Annotated in this window: 15 protein-coding genes and 1 pseudogene; 10 read left to right on the top strand and 6 right to left on the bottom strand. The window is 66.4% G+C overall.

Annotation, left to right across the window (positions count from 1 at the left end):
• The first annotated feature begins 38 nt into the window (after window positions 1-38).
• A complete protein-coding gene (locus ACNQR1_RS26870; RefSeq protein ID WP_418048662.1) occupies window positions 39-911 on the top strand; it encodes an FAD-binding protein in 873 nt (290 codons plus the stop codon).
• Here ACNQR1_RS26870 and ACNQR1_RS26865 read toward each other — a convergent pair.
• Genes ACNQR1_RS26865 through ACNQR1_RS26855 form a run of 3 tightly spaced genes read right to left on the bottom strand, consistent with a single transcriptional unit; the run spans window position 891 to window position 5,733 of the window.
• Window positions 891-2,753 carry a putative bifunctional diguanylate cyclase/phosphodiesterase gene (locus tag ACNQR1_RS26865; protein WP_418048661.1) on the bottom strand — a complete coding sequence of 621 codons (1,863 nt, stop codon included), beginning with the start codon at window positions 2,751-2,753 and terminating at the stop codon, window positions 891-893. The two genes, ACNQR1_RS26870 and ACNQR1_RS26865, sit on opposite strands and share 21 nt — an antisense overlap.
• Before the next feature lie 17 nt (window positions 2,754-2,770).
• Window positions 2,771-4,969: an Rv1355c family protein gene (locus ACNQR1_RS26860; RefSeq protein ID WP_418048660.1), complete on the bottom strand. Its 2,199-nt coding sequence runs from the start codon at window positions 4,967-4,969 to the stop codon at window positions 2,771-2,773.
• Window positions 4,970-4,977: 8 nt separating this feature from the next.
• Window positions 4,978-5,733, bottom strand: a complete 756-nt coding sequence (locus ACNQR1_RS26855) for a hypothetical protein (protein WP_418048659.1) — start codon at window positions 5,731-5,733, stop codon at window positions 4,978-4,980.
• Between the two features lie 460 nt (window positions 5,734-6,193).
• Here ACNQR1_RS26855 and purU point away from each other — a divergent pair, with 460 nt between their 5' ends.
• The 4 genes from purU (at window position 6,194) to ACNQR1_RS26835 (ending at window position 9,992) form a co-directional block, all read left to right on the top strand.
• Window positions 6,194-7,084, top strand: coding sequence for a formyltetrahydrofolate deformylase (purU, locus tag ACNQR1_RS26850; RefSeq protein ID WP_418048658.1), 891 nt, complete (start codon window positions 6,194-6,196; stop codon window positions 7,082-7,084).
• 23 nt (window positions 7,085-7,107) lie between these two features.
• The gene (locus ACNQR1_RS26845) at window positions 7,108-7,560 is read left to right on the top strand and encodes a MaoC family dehydratase (RefSeq protein ID WP_418048657.1); all 453 of its coding nucleotides are present in this window, start codon (window positions 7,108-7,110) and stop codon (window positions 7,558-7,560) included.
• Window positions 7,561-7,731: 171 nt separating this feature from the next.
• The gene (locus ACNQR1_RS26840; protein ID WP_418050522.1) at window positions 7,732-9,084 is read left to right on the top strand and encodes a flavin-containing monooxygenase; all 1,353 of its coding nucleotides are present in this window, start codon (window positions 7,732-7,734) and stop codon (window positions 9,082-9,084) included.
• Window positions 9,081-9,992 carry an alpha/beta hydrolase gene (locus ACNQR1_RS26835; RefSeq protein WP_418048656.1) on the top strand — a complete coding sequence of 304 codons (912 nt, stop codon included), beginning with the start codon at window positions 9,081-9,083 and terminating at the stop codon, window positions 9,990-9,992. The genes ACNQR1_RS26840 and ACNQR1_RS26835 overlap by 4 nt, the downstream gene beginning before the upstream one ends.
• A gap of 2 nt (window positions 9,993-9,994) precedes the next feature.
• On the opposite strand, the pseudogene ACNQR1_RS26830 reads toward ACNQR1_RS26835, so the two are convergent.
• The 3 genes and pseudogenes from ACNQR1_RS26830 to ACNQR1_RS26820 form a co-directional block, all read right to left on the bottom strand.
• Window positions 9,995-11,486: pseudogene (locus tag ACNQR1_RS26830) on the bottom strand (class I adenylate-forming enzyme family protein).
• 6 nt (window positions 11,487-11,492) lie between these two features.
• On the bottom strand, window positions 11,493-12,314 hold the full coding sequence (locus ACNQR1_RS26825) for a mycofactocin-coupled SDR family oxidoreductase (RefSeq protein ID WP_418048655.1): 822 nt from the start codon (window positions 12,312-12,314) through the stop codon (window positions 11,493-11,495).
• Window positions 12,315-12,340: 26 nt separating this feature from the next.
• The gene (locus tag ACNQR1_RS26820; RefSeq protein ID WP_418048654.1) at window positions 12,341-13,522 is read right to left on the bottom strand and encodes an acyl-CoA dehydrogenase family protein; all 1,182 of its coding nucleotides are present in this window, start codon (window positions 13,520-13,522) and stop codon (window positions 12,341-12,343) included.
• Between the two features lie 82 nt (window positions 13,523-13,604).
• Between ACNQR1_RS26820 and fabG the strand changes: the two genes are divergently transcribed.
• The 5 genes from fabG (at window position 13,605) to ACNQR1_RS26795 (ending at window position 18,754) form a co-directional block, all read left to right on the top strand.
• Entirely contained in the window at window positions 13,605-14,393 is a 789-nt protein-coding gene (gene fabG / locus ACNQR1_RS26815; RefSeq protein ID WP_418048653.1) for a 3-oxoacyl-ACP reductase FabG, read from the top strand.
• On the top strand, window positions 14,390-15,610 hold the full coding sequence (locus ACNQR1_RS26810) for an acetyl-CoA C-acetyltransferase (RefSeq protein ID WP_418048652.1): 1,221 nt from the start codon (window positions 14,390-14,392) through the stop codon (window positions 15,608-15,610). Before fabG ends, ACNQR1_RS26810 begins: the two co-directional genes overlap by 4 nt.
• Window positions 15,607-16,800, top strand: a complete 1,194-nt coding sequence (locus tag ACNQR1_RS26805; protein ID WP_418048651.1) for an acyl-CoA dehydrogenase family protein — start codon at window positions 15,607-15,609, stop codon at window positions 16,798-16,800. The genes ACNQR1_RS26810 and ACNQR1_RS26805 overlap by 4 nt, the downstream gene beginning before the upstream one ends.
• Window positions 16,801-16,803: 3 nt before the next feature.
• On the top strand, window positions 16,804-17,472 hold the full coding sequence (locus ACNQR1_RS26800; protein ID WP_418048650.1) for a GntR family transcriptional regulator: 669 nt from the start codon (window positions 16,804-16,806) through the stop codon (window positions 17,470-17,472).
• Between the two features lie 94 nt (window positions 17,473-17,566).
• Window positions 17,567-18,754: a CaiB/BaiF CoA transferase family protein gene (locus ACNQR1_RS26795; protein WP_418048649.1), complete on the top strand. Its 1,188-nt coding sequence runs from the start codon at window positions 17,567-17,569 to the stop codon at window positions 18,752-18,754.
• Window position 18,755 lies beyond the last annotated feature (1 nt).

Raw genomic sequence — 18,755 nt, 5'->3', positions numbered from 1 at the left:
TCATGCACCCCGCGGTTCAGTCGGAGTGTCGCTAGCCGATGTGGGATGACGAAGTCGACGTCGTTTGCTGTGGCTCTGGCTTCGGGGCATTGGCCGCGGCCGTTGCAGCAGCGGATGCGGGGCTCGACGTGCATATCGTCCGTCCGGGGACTGCGAGCACACCTCAATCGGTGACGCCCGGTGCGGAGACACCGTGGCTGGGCGTGGGCATCTCGGATCCCGAGACCCGCGACTACCTCGACGAGTTGTCGGCGGATCTGAGCCCGGTCGACGGCGCCGATTTCGACACCGCTGTGACGGTGCGGACGGTCAGTGACTGGACCCCGGTTTCCGGACGCGGCCGGATCGCACCGTTCTATGGCGCCCGGCTGCAGGACTGGGCGCAGCGTTGTCTGACGTCCCCCTACGGCGTGCTCTACACCCGGTTGGCGGACCGGGGTACGACCTCGATGAAGACCCGTGCCGGCGAGGAGATCCAGGTCAAGGTGCTCGGGACGCTGGAAGCCGGGAGCGGGTCCGGCGCCGCGTCGGCGCTCGGCGACTGGCTGTCGGCGCAGGCACTCGACAAGCAGATCCACACCGAGGACAACGGCACGCTGCAGCGCATCGTGTTCGAGGAGGGCGAGGTTCTCGGGGTGGTGATCGACACCGCCGATGGTCCACTGGCCCTGCGGGCCCGCCATGGCGTGGCCCTGTCCACCGAACCCCGTGGTGCGGGCTCGCAGGGCGCTCCGCTCATCGAGCCCGGCAAGCCCTTGCAGGTGGGTTTGGTCGGTTACAGCGCCAGCCGATTCGGTCGTGTGGAGCTGCTGGACCACGAGCGGGACACCGCACGATCGGACTACTGCCGATCGGGAGGGGTCCACGACTCACCACGTGAGTCGTACCGATCACGTGCGCGGCGCGGCTGAGAAGTGCACCGGTACCCGCCCTTTTGCCAGTAGCGAGGCCATTTCGCGGCCGAGGATCGGCTTGGACAGCAAGAAGCCCTGGGCGCGGTAGCAGCCGTGCCGCAGCAGCGTCAGCGCGGCCCGTTCGGTCTCGACCCCTTCAGCCACCAGCTGCAGTCCGAAGGCGCCGGCCAGGGCGATCACCGCGCGCACGATCGGCAGATCGCCCGGGTCTGATCCGAGTCCCGCGACAAAGCTGCGGTCGATCTTGAGCGTGTCCACCGGCAGCGATTTCAGCAGCGACAGCGCGCTGTAGCCGGTGCCGAAGTCGTCGATGGCCACCTGCACGCCCACCTTGTGCAGTCCGGTCAACGTCGACCGTGTGGTTTCGATGTCCTGCACCACGATGCTCTCGGTGATCTCCAGGCACACCGATCCGCGGGGGAGACGGAACTCTTTCATGACCCCGGCCACCGATGCGACGAATCCGTCGGTCACCAGCTGCACCGGGGATACGTTGATGCGCAGCACGATGTTGCGGCCGACGCCGTTGGCCCGCCAGCGGGCGAACTCGGCACATGCGTTGCGCAGCACCCAGCGGCCCAGTTCGCCTGCCAGGTTTATGGATTCGGCCACACCGATGAACGAATCGGGGGACAGCAGGCCGCGGGTCGGATGCTGCCAGCGGACCAGGGCCTCGGCGGCCAGCACTTCGCCGGTCCGCATGTCGATCTCGGGCAGATAGTGCAGCACCAGTGCGCCGCTCTCGATCACGCTCTGCAGGTGCAACTCGATGTCGTTGCGGAAGTCGATCTCCATCGCCATCTCGTCGGAGAACACCGCGACCCGGTTTCCGCCCGAGTTCTTCGCGGTCAGCACCGCGTGGTCGGCCCGGTTGAGCAGGTCGGAGGTGGAGTCACGGCCCGGAATGCCTTGCGCCAGACCGATGCTGACGGTACGGGTGAGCATCTCGCCGTCGATGGTCACCCGTTCGCGCAGCACGGACTGGAGTCGGTAGGCCAATGCCGTGGCTGCCTCGGCCGTCATCGAGGCGGCGGGGACCACGACGAACTCGTCACCGCCGAGCCGCGCGATGAGCTTGGGCGAGTCGTCGCCGCGCTGCAGACGTTCGGCCAGGATGCTGATGAAGGCATCCCCTGCGGTATGGCCCAGGTAGTCGTTGATCGCCTTGAGCCGGTCCAGGTCGAAGAACATCACCACCACCGGGCCGGGCTGTCCCGGAGCCAGCCGGGCCTCCAGATGGGCCATGAGCGCCCTGCGGTTGTGCAGCCCGGTGAGGTGGTCGTGATCGGCGAGGTACCGCAGCCGGTCCTCGGCCTCGATGCGGGCCTGAACCTGGGCGAACAGCGAGGCGATCGCCTTGAGTGCGTTGAGCTCGGCGGGCAGCCATTCGCGATCGCCGAACTTGACGAAACCAAGGACGCCGGTGGTGATGTCCCCGGACAGCAGCGGCACACATGCCATCGAGGTGCTGGCGATGTGCCGTCCTGCCTCGATCGTGCGCTGGTAGTCGTCGGTGGCCGGCTCCGGACGGAACACCGCCGGTTCCTTGAGGTGCTCGGCCATCGCGAAAACCGGGTCGGCATCGGCGAAGTGGATGACCGCGATCGGGTCGGTCTGGGTGTCCGGTGGTCGCGGCGGCCACTCGGCCACCAGCCGCGTCGCATGCGTCTCGTGGTCGTTGTGACGCAGAAAGCTCACGTCCACGTCGAAGAACGAGACCAACTCGGCCAGCACCTGCTGGCTCACCGTGACCGAGGTCGCGGCGTCGACTGCCATCAGTTGCGTGGCAACCGATGTGACGAGCAGTTCGAGGCTGCCTGGCACCAGATACCTCCGCATCTACCTCAGCACGTACCTCAGCTGTACCGCGGCGTCGAACCAGCGTGGGCCCGGCGTCGGCTGCGTACGGTCGGACGCGGCGCGTAGGACAACCTGAGCACAAGCGCCTGTGATTCGTCGCGCTCGGTGCTGGTCAGCCTGCGGAAAGCGTACTGCAGGTCGCGTAGCGCGTCGGCGTGACCAGGCGAGAGCGCGTCGCGGTCGCGATCGTCGTGGGCGTAGAGGAACGCCGGTGACACGGGTTGAACCGCCAGCCCACAGCGCTGGGCACCGACCCAGACGGCCTCGACCGCCGATCCCGCCACGGCATAGTCGGTCAGCCGGCGGCCCCGAACCGAGACGACGGCCAGTGCCGAGCTCGAGGTGACCCGTTCGTAGGTGTCGTCGCCGAGCGCAGCGCCGGCATCCCAGTCCGACAACTTCGCCATCACCTCGGGCCGGCGCAGGATGTCGAGCACCACCAGGTCGGCCGGGTCCAACCCGAGCGTGGTCACGTCGATACCGGTGTCGGGGTCTGGATCGCCGGGCCAGCGCAGCTCCGACATCATCTCCCGGTGCAGCGTCGGGGTGAGATAGCGGATCCGGTCGGCCGCGGCGAGTAGACGTGCAGCGGTTTCGACCTCGGCCGGATCGTCGAGGACCGTCAGCTCGGCGCCCTCGCGGCCGGCGGCGGCCCGAAGACCGTCGAGCACGTCGGCGGGGATCGGCGCCGACGTGCCCCGGAGTCGATTGGTCTCCCGGGCCAGCATCGGTTCGTAGAGCTCAGCCAACTCGGGTGCATCACCGGGGGAGAACTCCGCGATGCCGTACAGGGGCGTGCCCTCGTCGCCGCGGGACCACTGCACGTGCCCGGTCAGGCCATGCGCGGCCGCGGCCACCCTGGCATTGAACGCGGCGGCTCCCAGTGCCACCGCGCTGCCGCGGTACCCGACGTCCATCGCCGTGGTGTACTTCGTCGCCAACCGGAGGTTGATCCGGTCGTCGCTCGCCTCGATGTGCCACGGTTGGACATTGCCGCCCGAGGGGGCGCGGGTCGCCGCGTCGGTGAGAATGTCTGCCATCTCGCCAGGTTCGGCCCCGCCGTCCGCGGCAACGGTCGTGGATGGGGCTGCCGGTCCCGACGCTGTCACCAGAGGATCGCCGATACGGTCGAGTGCGTCGGCGACGTCGACGCGAACCCGTCCCGACGGCATGGGTTCACCCAGGCCGATGCGTCGCACGGCATTGGCGACGACGGTCGCCCCGAGTACCACCTCGGCGGCGAGTTGCGGCCAGGTGCTCAGCGTCTTGCCGACCTCGACCAGCGAGGCCGCCATCCGGGGCGAGAGCTGGGGCGCGTCGAGAATGCGCAGGACGTGTGGCACCTTGTCCTTGCTGCTGAGCCCGGCCAGGTCGCGCGCGGCGACGTCGCCGAGCAGACCGTGCAGGATCGGCCGCGTGGGTTCCAGGTCGAACCGCTCGACATCGAGCAGTCCGCGGTCGCCCGTGGTCATCAGCACCGGTAGCCGACGGGCCCGGGCAGCCTCGCGGACAAGCACTTTCGCGTCCAGCGAGTCGCATTCCTCGACGACGATGTCGAGCCCGCGCAGGAACTCGTCGATGGACTCGGCTACCGCACCACTGCGATCGATGCGGACCGTCATGTACGGGTCGATCTCGGCGATCCTGCGTGCGGCCACCACTGCCTTGTTCAGCCCCAGGTCGAACACGGTGCCGGGCACCCGGTTGAGGTTCGCCAACTCGAGTTCGTCGAAGTCGGTGAGGCGAATCTCGCCGCACAGCCCCTCGGTGGCCAGGTTGTAGGCGATGGCGTGCCCGACGCTGAGGCCGATGACACCGATCCGCAGGTCCGACAATCGTCGCTGTTCATCGGCGGTGATGAGGTTGCGGTTGCGATCCAGGCGTAACCGGTTGAACGCGGCCGGCCCCAGAATGTGGACCAGGCACCGACGCCACGGGTAGTAGGCCCACCGGGTCGGTTCGTCGAGCATTTCCTGGTCGACAGCAGGGACAAGCGTGCGTAGTGCGGCCTGCTGTTCGTGACATTCATCGATGACCGTGATGCGCGGGTCGCGGCGCAGCTGGTCGACGGTGTTCTCTGAATGTCCATCGTCTTCGATGAAGATCGCCCGATATTGATCGGGATCGTCGAGTTCGCTCAATTCGGAATTCCCGATGCTCGTGTGGGTGTGGTCGCGGGGGTTGTCGGAGATCATCTCGGGGATCATCTTCCCGCCACGCTTCGGGTGTGGGTGTCGAAGCCGGTGGCGCGGGTGTGAGGACCGATTCGCTGGGCCTCTGCGAAGTAGCGCGAGAGCTGTCCCGCGTCCGCGTGGTTGGCGAATGTTCGGCTATCCCACCACATCATCTTCGTCTGGTATCGCTCGTCCGGATAGGGCGTCGCCGGGATTTTCGATGCCAGCACCCCGCCCGATGACAACCAGCGTTTGAGTACATAGGCCGCCGCGGTCGCCATGGCAAACTGAATGTCCAACAGTGTCATGGCATGCAGCGGCATACGTGCCAGCGTATCGGTGAGTGCGCGGCTCTGCTCCGGGTCGTCGCACACCCACGCTGTTTTCATCTCGACCACTCCGAATGGCAGACGGTCGGCGATCATCTTGCGTACCGAGTCGAGTGCGGGCTGTCCGCTCCATTCCACGATTGCATGACTGTCCTCGACACTCCGGTGCGGGCCTTTGGCTCGCAGGCCGCCGACGACGTCGCCGGCGTCGTTGATCCCGACGCAGAACAGCGCCGTATCCTCGCCTGTCCGTAGTGTTTTCGGATCCAGCGCGCGCTCCACCCCGTGTTTGCGGTAGTTGGACTGTGCGCCGCGGACGTATTCGGTCCACAGTTCGCGCTCTGCGTCCGGTCGGGCCACCACGATCGTGCACTCGCTGTCGGGGTCCCACCAGCTTGGGCTTTCGTCCAATGTCACGCTGGGGTTGCCTGCGGCATCGAGTTGGGGAGCGGTCATGTGGAATCCATTTCGTCGGTCAGCCGTGCCTTCCGACTGGGACGGCTGATTTTGGTGTGCAGCATGGTTGTGCGAATACGTGTGATGAGTATCGCGCCGCCCCGTATGGGAATTCCAGCGAGCTGAGAAATCTTGTCCAGTCGCGTGGTGAATTCGGTGCCGACATCTCCGATTTACTCACGGGTACATGCAATTTTGGCAAATTCGGCAATCGCCATTCATGCCGTATATGTGGGTTGCACTCGCATATGGCAAAAATCAAGAATCGACGTCGATGTCGAATGGGTGGTGCCCGGGAGTGTGGTCGGGCTTTTGCTGTGGTGGTGCTCAGCCAGCCCATCGCCGATAGCACGTCGCTGTGAATGGTGCTCGACTTCGCGTCGGCCCCACCCTTTCGCATCGGTGATGCATTGGAGGGTTGTGCGCCGGCCGCGCGGCCCGGGTGAGATTCTGTTCGGTGATGACTGAGGAGTACCCGAAAGCAACCGCCCTGCCGGCTCGGGATGTCGGCAGGCTGCTGCTGCGTTGCGCCGACCGGCCCGGCCTGGTCGCGGCGATCAGTGGCTTTCTCACCGGTGCCGGCGCCAACATCGTGTCGCTGGATCAGCACTCGACCGAGCAGTCCGGTGGCACCTTCATCCAGCGGACGATCTTCCATCTGCCGGGGCTGGCTGCGGTGCGCGACGAACTCGAGCGTGATTTCCGGCAGCGGGTTGCCGAACCGTTCGAGATGGACTTCCGTCTGACGGAGGCCTCCAAGCCCAAGCGGGTGGCGCTGATGGCCTCCCGTGAGGACCATTGCCTGCTGGATCTGTTGTGGCGCAATCGGCGCGGTGAACTCGACATGTCCGTGGTCATGGTCATCTCGAACCACCCCGACCTTGCCGAACAGGTGCGCGCGTTCGGTGTTCCGTTCCTCTATGTTCCCGCGACCCGGGACAACCGGGCCGAGGCTGAGCAACGGCTCTTGGAGTTGTTGCGCGGCAACGTAGATCTGGTGGTGCTGGCCCGGTACATGCAGATCCTGACGCCCGAATTCCTCGATGCCGTGGGCTGCCCGTTGATCAACATCCATCATTCGTTCCTGCCTGCCTTCATCGGCGCGGCGCCGTACCGCAGGGCCAAGGAGCGCGGGGTCAAGTTGGTCGGCGCGACAGCGCATTACGTGACCGGCGACCTCGATGAGGGCCCGATCATCGAGCAGGACGTGGTCCGGGTGGATCACCGCCACTCGGTCGGTGACCTGGTGCGTCTGGGTGCAGATGTCGAACGGTTGGTGTTGTCGCGCGCAGTGCTGTGGCACTGTGAGGACCGCGTGATCCGGTTCGGGAATCAGACCGTAGTCTTCTGACCACGGTTTCGAGAGGAGTGAGCGTGAAAATCTTCAATGGTCTTGACGAGTTCGTGGCGGCCAAGGGCAGCGAGCTGGGCCCCACCGAGTGGCTGGAGATCACCCAGGACCGGGTGAACCTGTTCGCCGATGCCACCGACGACCATCAGTGGATCCACGTCGACCCCGAGAAGGCGGCGAATGGGCCCTTCGGCGGGACCATCGCGCACGGCCTGCTGACGTTGTCCCTGTTGCCGCACTTCACCCACCAGCTCTACCGCGTCGACAACATCGCGATGGCGATCAACTACGGCTACAACAAGGTTCGGTTCATCACGCCGGTGCGCGTCGGTTCCAAGGTGCGGGCAAGCGCGGCGATCGCCGATGTCGCCCAGCTCGACGGTGCGGTGCAGGCGACCATGACCGTCACCGTCGAGATCGAGGGCTCGGACAAGCCGGCTGCGGTCGCCGAGTCGATCATCCGCTTCATCGGCTGAGTTACTGCCGCTGAGGTTTCCTCGCCGAGCAGACGCACAAGTGACCGATCCGTCGAGATTTCGGGTACCTGCGCGTCTGCTCGCGGTGTTTCTGACACTTGTCAGAATTCATTGACGTCCGTCAAACTCCGCTGTTAGTGTTCTGCATCACAACGTGAAGGGAGCACTGTGTTGCAGCGTGCACTGCCTCGGACAGCGATCATCGGCGCGGGCATCAGCGGGCTCACCGCCGGGAAGATGCTCAAGGATTACCGAGTGCCGTACACGACGTTCGAGACCTCGGACCGGATCGGTGGCAACTGGGCGTTCGGCAATCCGAACGGGCACAGCAGCGCGTACCGCTCCTTACACATCGACACCAGCAAGCATCGGTTGTCGTTCAAGGACTTTCCGATTCCCGAGCACTTCCCGTCGTTCCCGCATCACTCCGACATCAAGTCCTATCTGGATGCCTACGCGAATGCTTTCGGGCTGGCGGAGAACATCGAGTTCAACAACGGCGTGGTGCACGCCGCCCGGATCGACGGGGGCGGTTGGGAGATCGAGGATCAGGCGGGCGCCCGTCGCGAGTTCGATCTGCTCGTCGTCGCGAACGGTCATCACTGGGACCCCCGGCTGCCCGAGTTTCCCGGGACGTTCACCGGGCAGTCGATCCATTCGCACCACTACATCGACCCGAAGGAGCCGCTCGAACTGACCGGCAAGCGGATCCTGGTGGTCGGTATCGGGAACAGCGCCGCCGACATCACCGTGGAGCTGTCATCGAAGGCGCTGCAGAACAAGGTGACGCTCTCCACCCGCTCGAGTGCCTGGATCGTGCCGAAATACATTGCGGGGCAACCGGGTGACAAGTACTTCCGCACCAATCCGTACGTGCCGTTGTCATGGCAGCGCAAACTGGTCCAGCTGATCGGGCCGATGCTCGGCACCGATCCGACCATGTACGGTCTGCCCGCACCGAATCACAAGCTCTTCGAGGCGCATCCGACGCAGTCGGTGGAGTTGCCGTTGCGGCTGGGGTCGGGCGATGTCATCCCGAAGCCCAACGTGTCCCGGCTGGACGGCGCCACCGTCCATTTCGAGGACGGGACCAGCGACGACTTCGACGTGATCGTGTATGCGACCGGCTACAACATCACCTTCCCGTTCTTCGACAGCGACGTCATCAGTGCCCCCGACAACCACATCCGGCTCTACAAGCGAATGTTCAAGCCCGGGATGGACGACCTGGTGTTCATGGGTTTCGCGCAGGCGATTCCGACCTTGTTCCCGTTCGTGGAATGCCAGTCCCGGTTGTTGGCCGCCTATGCGGTCGGGCGCTACGCCCTCCCACCGGCGGCCGAGATGGAGACGGTGATCGACGCCGATCAGCAGTTGCACGGCGGGCACTGCACCGACCGGCCCCGGCACACCCAGCAGGTGGACTACTTCTATTACGAGCACGACATCCGCACACGTGAGTTGCCGGCCGGCGCCAGACGAGCAGCCGACCGTGCCGGCGCGAGGGTCGGAGCGTCGGCATGACCTACTCAGAGCTCACCTTCCATTCGGCCGGTGACCGGTGCAGCGCATGGCATTTCGCCGCTTCGGGTGACGGCTTCGCCGGAGCGGACGGCCGGCCGGTGGTGGTGATGGCACATGGATTCGGTGGCACCAAGGACTCCGGGCTGGAACCCTTCGCAGAACGGTTCAGTGCCGCCGGCCTGGACGTGGTGGCCTTCGACTACCGCGGCTTCGGTGCGTCGGACGGACAACCGCGCCAGAGCGTTTCGGTCGAGCGCCAGATGGCGGATTACGGCGCGGCCATCGCCGCCGCCCAACAACTTCCAGGTGTGGATCGCCGTCGGGTGGTGCTGTGGGGATCGTCGTTCTCCGGTAGTCACGTACTACGGGTGGCCGCCCAGTGCCCCGATGTCGCTGCGGTGATCGGCATGACCCCGCTGACGAGCGGGCTGGCCGCCAGTCGCGCGGCCGTGGTGCACCGCGACGTCGCATCGGCACTGCGCTGGACACTCGCGGGCGTGAAGAGCCGGGTGGCCGTGGCGGCGGGGCGGGCACCGACATTGATGCCGCTGGCGGCCAAGCCGGGGGAGTCCGGCGCGCTGGCCCTCGACGGTGCCTACGACAGCTACCGAGCGATCGCCGGGCCGACGTGGCGCAACGAAGTCGATTCGGCCATCGGTATGGAGCTGGTGCAGATCCGCACCGGCGCCGCGGCCAAGGCGCTGAAATGCCCTGTGCTGATCCAGATCGCCGACTTCGACCGGTTCGTCCCGGCCAACTCGGTGATGAAGACGGCTGTGCAGGCCCGGGCCCAGGTCCACCACTACCCGTGCGATCACTTCGACGTGTGGCCGGGGCATGACTGGTTCGACACCGCTGCCGAGGACCAGGTCAAGTTCCTGGCCCGGACGTTGGGCACGGCGAACTGAAGTTATGGCTTGTACAGCGCCGCAACGTCTCCCGGTCGCACCTTGAGGGCAGCATTGCGGGGGAGTGTGCCGACGACCGACACGGCCACCGGCACATGGTGGCTCGGTAACGCCTCGCGCACCAGGTCTTTCAGCTCGTCCTCGGTGGGCGCGACGGCATCCCGCCGAAGCTCGACCGCGGCGAACGGAACCGCCCCGAGGCGCGCATCCGGAACGCCCACGACGCAGGCGTCGAGCACGCTGGGATGTGAGAATCAGAACCCGCCGAACCGTTTCCGGGAGGATCTTGAAGCCGCCGCGGTTGATCGCACCATCGCCGCGGCCGTGCAGCGTGACGAACCCGTCCTCGTCGACGGAGGCCAGGTCGGTGGTGCGCACCCATTCCGGTCCGATGACCTCGACGGTGGCCTCGAGCAGCCCCACGCTGCCGGCGGGAAGCTCGGCGGCCGTGTCGGGGTCGACGACGCGGACCCGTACGCCGGGCAGCGGACGGCCGACACTGTCGGGCTTGTCCGCGCCGTACCGGCGGTACAACTCAGGTGTCCAGCTGCACACCGATCCTGCGAATTCGGTTGCGCCGTAAGCCCACAGCAGGGGTATGCCGTACCGTCCCTCGAACTCGGCGCGCAGATCCGGCTCCAAAGGTCCGGAGCCTCCCGAGAGTCCCTCCAGCGACGTCAGATCCTCGGGAGGGACATCAGCCTGCAGCAGCATCCGGAGGATTGCGGGTTGCACGCCCGCCCGGGTTATCCGGTAGGTCTTGATCGCCTGGACCCACTCGTCGACGCTGAACTTCTCCAGCAGCACCATGCGCTTGCCGGAGCATGGTGCGGCGAGCAATTGACAGACACCGATGCTGCCGAACGGCCAGTACACCAGCGCGGGCGGAGTGTCGGGGCCTACCACTTCGGTGCCCGCACCGATCGTCATGCTCAGGACGGTGTGGGCAAGCACGTTGGTGGCGACCGGGATTCGTTTGGGCGGGCCGGTGGTGCCACTGGTCAGGATGTGCAGGCCGGACTGTTCCAGCGTCGGGTCGTGCCTGCCGCCCGGTTGCCGCATCGCCGTCACGCCGACGGCGAGCCGATCACCTGACAACACCAGGCCGGCCGAACCCGACGAAGCCACCGCGTCGCGCAACTCGGGTGTCCAGTCGTCGAGATCGGCCACGATGGCCGGCAACGCCAGGTTGTCGACGTCGCGGCCGATCGCAGTCGGGGACTGGTAGGAGTAGATCATCACCACCGGACGGCGTGCCGCGATGAATCCGAGAATCGTCGCCGCGTGGGCAACGCGGTTGCGCACGACGATGCCGACCGGCTCGGCGGGCTGGACGCCCGCCTCGTGCAGAGCGGCCGATACCTGCTCGATGAACTGCGTGATCTCGTTGCCCGAATACCACTTTCGGGCGAACTCGATGAACGGCCGGTCACCGTAGGCGGCCAGCCCGGCTGCGAGGTTGTCGGCGAAGTCCGTCGATGTGGGGCTGGACATGCCGGCCTAGAACTGGGTGGAGCCCAGATCGACGGCCACCCGGCTGGCAGTGACATAGCGCGACTCGTCGCTGGCCAGCCACAGGGCCGCATCGGCGATGTCCTGGGGCTCGGCCACGTAATCCGGCAGGAATGGCGTGACCATCTGCATCAGTCCGGGGTTGGTCTCGTTGGCCCGGTTGAGTGCGGCGAGCATGTCGCCGGTACCCATCGGGGTGTTGACCGCACCCGGATGCAGGCTGTTCACCCGGATCTTGTGCTTGCCCAACTCGGCGGCGAAGGCCCGGGCCATACCCGCGACGGCGTGCTTGCTGGCGGTGTAGTGCACCATGAACGGCTGCATCTTGATCCCGGCAGCCGAGCTGATCAGGATGATCGACCCACCACGGCCGCCGTCGATGATGTGCTGCGCACCGGCCATCACGGTGTTCCAGGTGCCGGTGACATTGATGTCCATGACGTCGCGGAACGACTCCGGGGTGGTTTCGTTCCAGGGCTCGGGAACCGTGATCCCGGCATTGGCCACGATGACGTCGAGCCGGCCGAACTCGGCGACACCCTTGCCGACGATGGTCTTCAACGCGTCTTGGTCGCGGGTGTCAGCGGCGGTGGCGATGATGCGCTTGCCGGTGGCCTCCACCAACCGCACCGTCTCGGCGAGGTCCTCGGGCGTCGCGGAGTCATACGGCACGCTCGGCGGCAGCGGGGCGGCGATGTCGACGGCGATGATGTTCGCCCCCTCCTCGGCCATCCGGATCGCATGGGCGCGCCCCTGTCCGCGGGCGGCGCCGGTGATGAAGGCGACTTTGTCGGTGAGCCGATCGGCCATGGCGTTTCCTGCTTTCTGTCGACGACCTAGGACTGGCGCTGGGCGGCCTTGACCAGCCCGCCGCCGATGATGAGACGCTGGATCTCGCTGGTGCCCTCGTAGAGGCGCAGCAACCGGACTTCCCGGTAGATCCGTTCTACCGGAACTTCGCGCATGTAGCCGGTGCCGCCGTGGATCTGGACCGCGAGATCGGCTACGTTGCCTGCCATTTCGGTGCAGAACAGCTTGGCCGCCGAGGGGGCGATCCGGCGGTCCTCACCGGATACCCACTTGGCCGCGGCGTCGCGGACCAAAGCCCGTCCGGCCAGTACGCCGGTCTGCTGATCGGCGATCATCGCCTGCACCAGCTGGAAGCTGCCGATCGGCTGGCCGCCCTGGGTTGCCGCGGCGGCGTAGGCGACCGATTCGTCGAGCGCGCGTTGGGCGGAACCCACCGCCAGTGCCGCGATGTGGACCCGCCCACGTGCCAGGGAGGTCATCGCGGCGCGGTAGCCGACGTCCTCACTGCCGCCGACGAGTGCGCTGTTCGGCACCCGTACGTCGGTGAAGTTGACGTCGGCGGTCCAGGCGCCTTCCTGACCCATCTTGGCGTCCTTGGCGCCCACTTCGACGCCGGCGGCGTCGGCCGGCACCAGAAACACCGCGATCCCAGGGCCCGCGTCGTCGGCGGGCCGAGTGCGGGCGAACACCACGAACAGGTTCGCGGTCGGCGCGTTTGTGATGAACCGCTTCTGGCCGTTGATCACCCAGTCGTCTCCGTCACGCACAGCCTTGGTGCGCAGGCCCGCCGGGTTGGACCCGGCGCCGGGCTCGGTCAGTGCGAATGAGGCGACGACGTCGCCCGAGGCGATGCCCTCCAGCCACCGGGACTTCTGCTCGTCGGTGCCGAACCCCACCAGTACCTGTCCGGCGATGCCGTTGTTGGTTCCGAACATCGACCGCAACGCCAGTGAGGTATAGCCGAATTCCATTGCCAGTTCGACGTCCTGGGCCAGGTTGAGGCCGAGCCCGCCCCACTGCTGGGGGATCGCGTATCCGAACAACCCCATGTCCTTCGCCTGCTCGCGCAGGTCGTCGGGTACCTGATCGGTGGCCAGGATCTCGTTCTCCCTGGGCACCACGGCGGAGCGGATGAAGCTGCGGGTCTGGGCCAGGATCTCCTGGAAGTCCTCGTCGGTGACTTCGGCCGTGGCCGCGGTGGTGGTCACAGGGGAGCTCCATTTCGTCGCGCGGGGTCCGCTGGGGTGAATGACCCGTGGGGTGGCTACTTGCCAATATCGTATATGAAATATGATCTGGCTCAGACAGAGCCCCCGGGATCGAAAGTTAGGTGATCAGGTGTCGTTGCTGACCGGTCAGACTGCAGTGGTGACAGGCGGTGCCCAGGGTCTGGGCCTGGCCATCGCGAGACGCTTCATCGACGAGGGCGCCCGGGTCGTGCTCGGCGACGTCAACCTGGAGGCCACCGAGGCGGCCGCCCAGGAACTCGGTGGAGCCGAGGTGGCGACCGCGGTGCGTTGTGACGTGACGTCGTCCGCCGAGGTGGAAGCCCTCGTGCAGGCCGCCGTCGAGCGGTTCGGCGGGCTGGACATCATGGTGAACAACGCCGGCATCACCCGTGACGCCACCCTGCGCAAGATGACTGAGGAGCAATTCGACCAGGTCATCGCGGTGCATCTCAAGGGCACCTGGAACGGCACCAAATCGGCCGCGGCGATCATGCGCGAGAACAAGCGCGGCGCGATCGTGAACATGTCCTCGATCTCCGGCAAGGTCGGCCTGGTCGGCCAGACCAACTACTCGGCGGCCAAGGCCGGCATCGTCGGCATGACGAAGGCGTCGGCCAAGGAACTTGCGCACCTCGGGGTCCGCGTCAACGCCATCCAGCCGGGGCTGATCCGCTCGGCGATGACCGAGGCCATGCCGCAACGGATTTGGGATCAGAAGCTGGCCGAGATCCCGATGGCCCGCGCCGGTGAACCCGACGAGGTGGCCAAGGTCGCGCTGTTCTTGGCCAGCGACCTGTCGTCGTACATGACCGGCACGGTGCTCGAGGTGACGGGCGGTCGGCACGTATGAGCGTGCGCGAGGCGGTCATCTGCGAACCGGTCCGCACCCCGATCGGCCGCTACGGCGGCATGTTCGCCTCCCTTACCGCTGTCGAACTCGGTGTCGCGGCACTCAAAGGTCTGCTGGAGCGCACCGGTGTGGCGGCGGAGCAGGTGCAGGACGTCATTCTGGGTCACTGCTATCCCAACAGTGAGGCCCCGGCCATCGGCCGCGTGGTGGCGCTCGACGCCGGCCTGCCGGTGACCGTTCCCGGTATGCAGGTCGACCGCCGATGCGGCTCCGGGTTGCAAGCGGTGATCCAGGCCTGCCTGCAGGTGCGCAGCGGCGACAACGATCTCGTGGTGGCAGGCGGTGCCGAGAGCATGAGCAACGTCGCGTTCTACTCGACCGACATGCGCTGGGGTGGAGCCCGAACCGGCGTGCAGATTCACGACGGACTGGCGCGCGGACGCACCACTGCCGGTGGGCAGTTCTATCCGGTGCCGGGAGGCATGCTGGAGACCGCCGAGAACCTGCGCCGTGAATACGGCATCACCCGCGCCGAGCAGGACGAGCTCGCGGTGCGCTCGCATCGCAGCGCGGTGGCGGCCCAGCAGTCCGGGGTGCTGGCCGAAGAGATCATTCCCGTGACCGTCCGCTCCCGCAAAGGTGAGACGGTGATCGACACCGACGAGCACCCGCGCGCCGACACCACGGTCGAGGCGCTGGCCAAGCTGAAACCCGTTCTGCTCAAGCAGGACCCCGACTCCACCGTGACCGCGGGCAACTCCAGCGGTCAGAACGACGCCGCATCCATGTGCATCGTCACCACCCCGGAGAAGGCCGCCGAGCTGGGCTTGCGGCCGCTGGTGCGGATGGTGTCGTGGGGTTCGGCAGGCGTCGCTCCCAACGTCATGGGCATCGGCCCGGTCCCGGCTACCGAGGTGGCCCTGGCCAAGGCCGATCTGCAGCTCAGCGACATCGACCTGATCGAGCTGAACGAGGCGTTCGCCGCTCAGGCGCTGGCCGTGATGAAGGAGTGGAAGTTCGGCGAGGCCGACTTCGAGCGCACCAACGTCCGGGGATCGGGTATCTCGCTGGGGCATCCGGTCGGGGCGACCGGCGGGCGGATGCTCGCCACGCTGGCCCGGGAACTGGATCGGCGTCAGGCCCGCTACGGGCTGGAGACCATGTGCATCGGCGGCGGCCAGGGGCTGGCGGCTGTATTCGAGAGGGTGTCATCGTGACCAGACTCGCCCAGACGCTGGGACTCACCGAGTTCCAGACCGAGATCGTTTCGACGGTAAGACAATTCGTCGATAAGGAAGTCATCCCGACGGCCCAGGAGCTGGAGCACTCCGACACCTACCCGCAGGCCATCGTCGACCAGATGAAGGACATGGGCCTGTTCGGGCTCATGATTCCCGAGGAGTACGGCGGTCTCGGCGAATCGCTGCTCACCTACGCGCTGTGCGTCGAGGAACTGGCCCGCGGCTGGATGAGCGTGTCCGGGGTGATCAACACCCATTTCATCGTCGCGTACATGATCCGTCAGCACGGAACCGATGCCCAGAAGCAGAACTTCCTGCCGCGCATGGCGACCGGCGAGACACGGGGTGCGTTCTCGATGTCCGAGCCCGAGCTGGGCTCCGATGTGGCGGCGATCCGCACCCGGGCCAAGAAGAACGACGACGGCACGTACACCATCGACGGCCAGAAGATGTGGTTGACCAACGGCGGCAGTTCAACGTTGGTGGCGGCGCTGGTGCGCACGGACGAGGGTGCTGACAAGCCACACCGCAACCTGACCGCGTTCCTGGTCGAAAAGCCCACCGGCTTCGGCGAAGTCGTGCCGGGGCTGACCATTCCGGGCAAGCTGGACAAGCTCGGTTACAAGGGCATCGACACCACCGAGCTGATCTTCGACGGTTATCGGGCCAGTGCAGACGACGTGCTCGGCGGCGTCACCGGGCAGGGCTTCTTCCAGATGATGGACGGGGTCGAGGTCGGTCGCGTGAATGTCTCTGCGCGCGCTTGTGGGGTTGGGATCCGCGCTTTCGAGCTGGCCGTGCGCTACGCCCAGCAGCGTGAGACCTTCGGCAAGCCGATTGCCGAGCATCAGGCGGTGGCATTCCAATTGGCCGAGATGGCAACCAAAGTCGAGGCGGCCCATCTGATGATGGTCAACGCCGCCCGGCTCAAGGACTCCGGCGAGCGCAACGACGTGGCCGCGGGCATGGCCAAGTACATGGCGAGTGAGTTCTGCTCGGAGGTCACCCAGCAGAGCTTCCGGATTCACGGCGGGTACGGCTACTCCAAGGAGTACGAGATCGAGCGGCTGATGCGTGATGCACCGTTCCTGCTGATCGGTGAGGGCACCAGCGAGATCCAGAAGAACATCATCAGCAAGCGACTGCTGTCCGACTATCGGGTCTGAGCCGTGTCGATACCCGATTTCGCTTCTCGGCCACAGCTGGCCGAGGACGTGGCGCGGCTGATCCGTCGGCGGATCTTCGACGGGACCTATCCGGCGGGGAACTACATCCGGCTCGAGCAACTCGCGGCCGAGCTGGGGATCAGTGTGACGCCGGTGCGCGAGGCGTTGTTCGGCCTGCGCACCGAGGGGCTGCTGACCCAGCAGCCCCGGCGCGGGTTCTTGGTGCTACCGGTCACCCGGCGAGACATCGACGACGTGGCCGGCGTGCAGGCCCACATCGGCGGCCAGCTGGCGTCGCGGGCCGCCGGCCAGATCACCGACGGCCAGCTCGTCGACCTCGACCGGATCCAGCGGGAGCTGGAGGTCGCCTATTCGCAGAACGATCACGAGGCGGCCGTGCGGCTCAACCACGCGTTCCACCGCGGGGTCAACCGGGCGGCGGAATCGCCCAAGCTGGCCCAGCTGATGTCCCAGATCACCAGGTATGCACTGGAATCGGTGTACCCGACCGTGGAGGGCTGGCCCGAGCAGTCCACCCATGACCACCGCCGGATCCTGGCCGCGCTCAAGGCGCGCGACGGGGATGCGGCCCGTGACGCCATGGCCGAACATCTGTGTGCCGCGTCCAAGCCGCTGACCGAGCACCTCGACCGGCTGGGCGTGCTGGAGTAGCGGCAACTTTGACCCGCGAGCAGACGCGTAGGTACCCGATTTCAGCCCGAAATGGGTACCTACGCGTCCGCTCGCCGAAGGAAGGTGAGCGAGAATGGCAGGTGTTCTCGACGGGATCCGAGTGCTCGACTATGGCCGGTTCATCGCCGCGCCCTGGTGCAGTGCGATCCTCGCGGACATGGGCGCCGACGTCCTGCGCGTAGAGAAACGTGAAGGCGGGGAAGACCGTTGGGTGCAGGCCGTCACAGAAGGCGGTGAGGGTGGCACCTTCCTGCAGTGCAACCGCAACAAGCGCTCGCTCACGCTGGACTCCACCACTGCGGAGGGCGCGGAGATCACCCGCCGGTTGGTGGCCCAGGCCGACATCGTGATCGCCAACATGCCCGCGGCCGGGATGCGGGCCAGCGGACTGGATTACGAAACACTCAAAACGGTCAAGCCCGACATCATCCTGGCCAGTGCAACGGCCTACGGCGAGGGCGGTCCGTACAGTGAGAAGATCGGCTTCGACGGGGCCGGGCAGGTGATGTCCGGCGCGGTCTACCGGCAGGGTCTGCCGGATCAGCCGATCCGAACCGTGGTGCCCTACGCCGATTTCGGGACCGCTCTCACGCTGGCGATCGGCGTCATGATGGCGCTGTACCACCGCGACAAGACCGGAGAGGGTCAGCACGTCGAGGGGGCCCTGCTGCCCACCGCGCTGATGCTGTCGAACGCCTTCCTGATCGAGCGTGAACTGCTGCAGGTCGACAAGCCCCGAATGGGAAACAAAGGCGCGTCGGTCGCGCCGTGCGATCTCTATCGCACCGCCGACGACCAATGGGTCCTGCTACAGGTCGCGGGGCAGCCGATGTTCAAGCGCTGGTGCCGACTGGTGGGTCGCGAAGAACTGTTCGACGATCCACGTTTTGCCAACGACGACATCCGTTGGGCCAACGGCGACATCCTCAACGACATCATGTCCGACTGGTGTGCCGACAAGACCAAGGCCGAGGTGATGGAACTGTTGGAGAAGGCGAAAATGCCTGCCGCTCCGCTGCATTCCACCCAGGATGTGCTCGACGATCCCCATGTGCAGGCCATGGGCTACCTGCAGCGGGTCCCGTTCCCGGGCGCGTCACGCGATGTGCCGATCATCGAGACGCCGTTCCGGATGTCGGCCACACCGGGGACGATCCGCAGGCGGGCTCCGCTGCTGGGCGAACACACCGACGAGGTACTCGCCGAGATCGGTTACGACGCCGTGCAGATCGCCCAGCTGCGGACGAACGAGATCGTGTGAA

Origin of the sequence: Mycobacterium sp. 48b (assembly GCF_048282725.1) — a bacterium.
Taxonomy (GTDB): domain Bacteria; phylum Actinomycetota; class Actinomycetes; order Mycobacteriales; family Mycobacteriaceae; genus Mycobacterium.
This window is presented reverse-complemented; position numbering and strand designations above follow the sequence as displayed.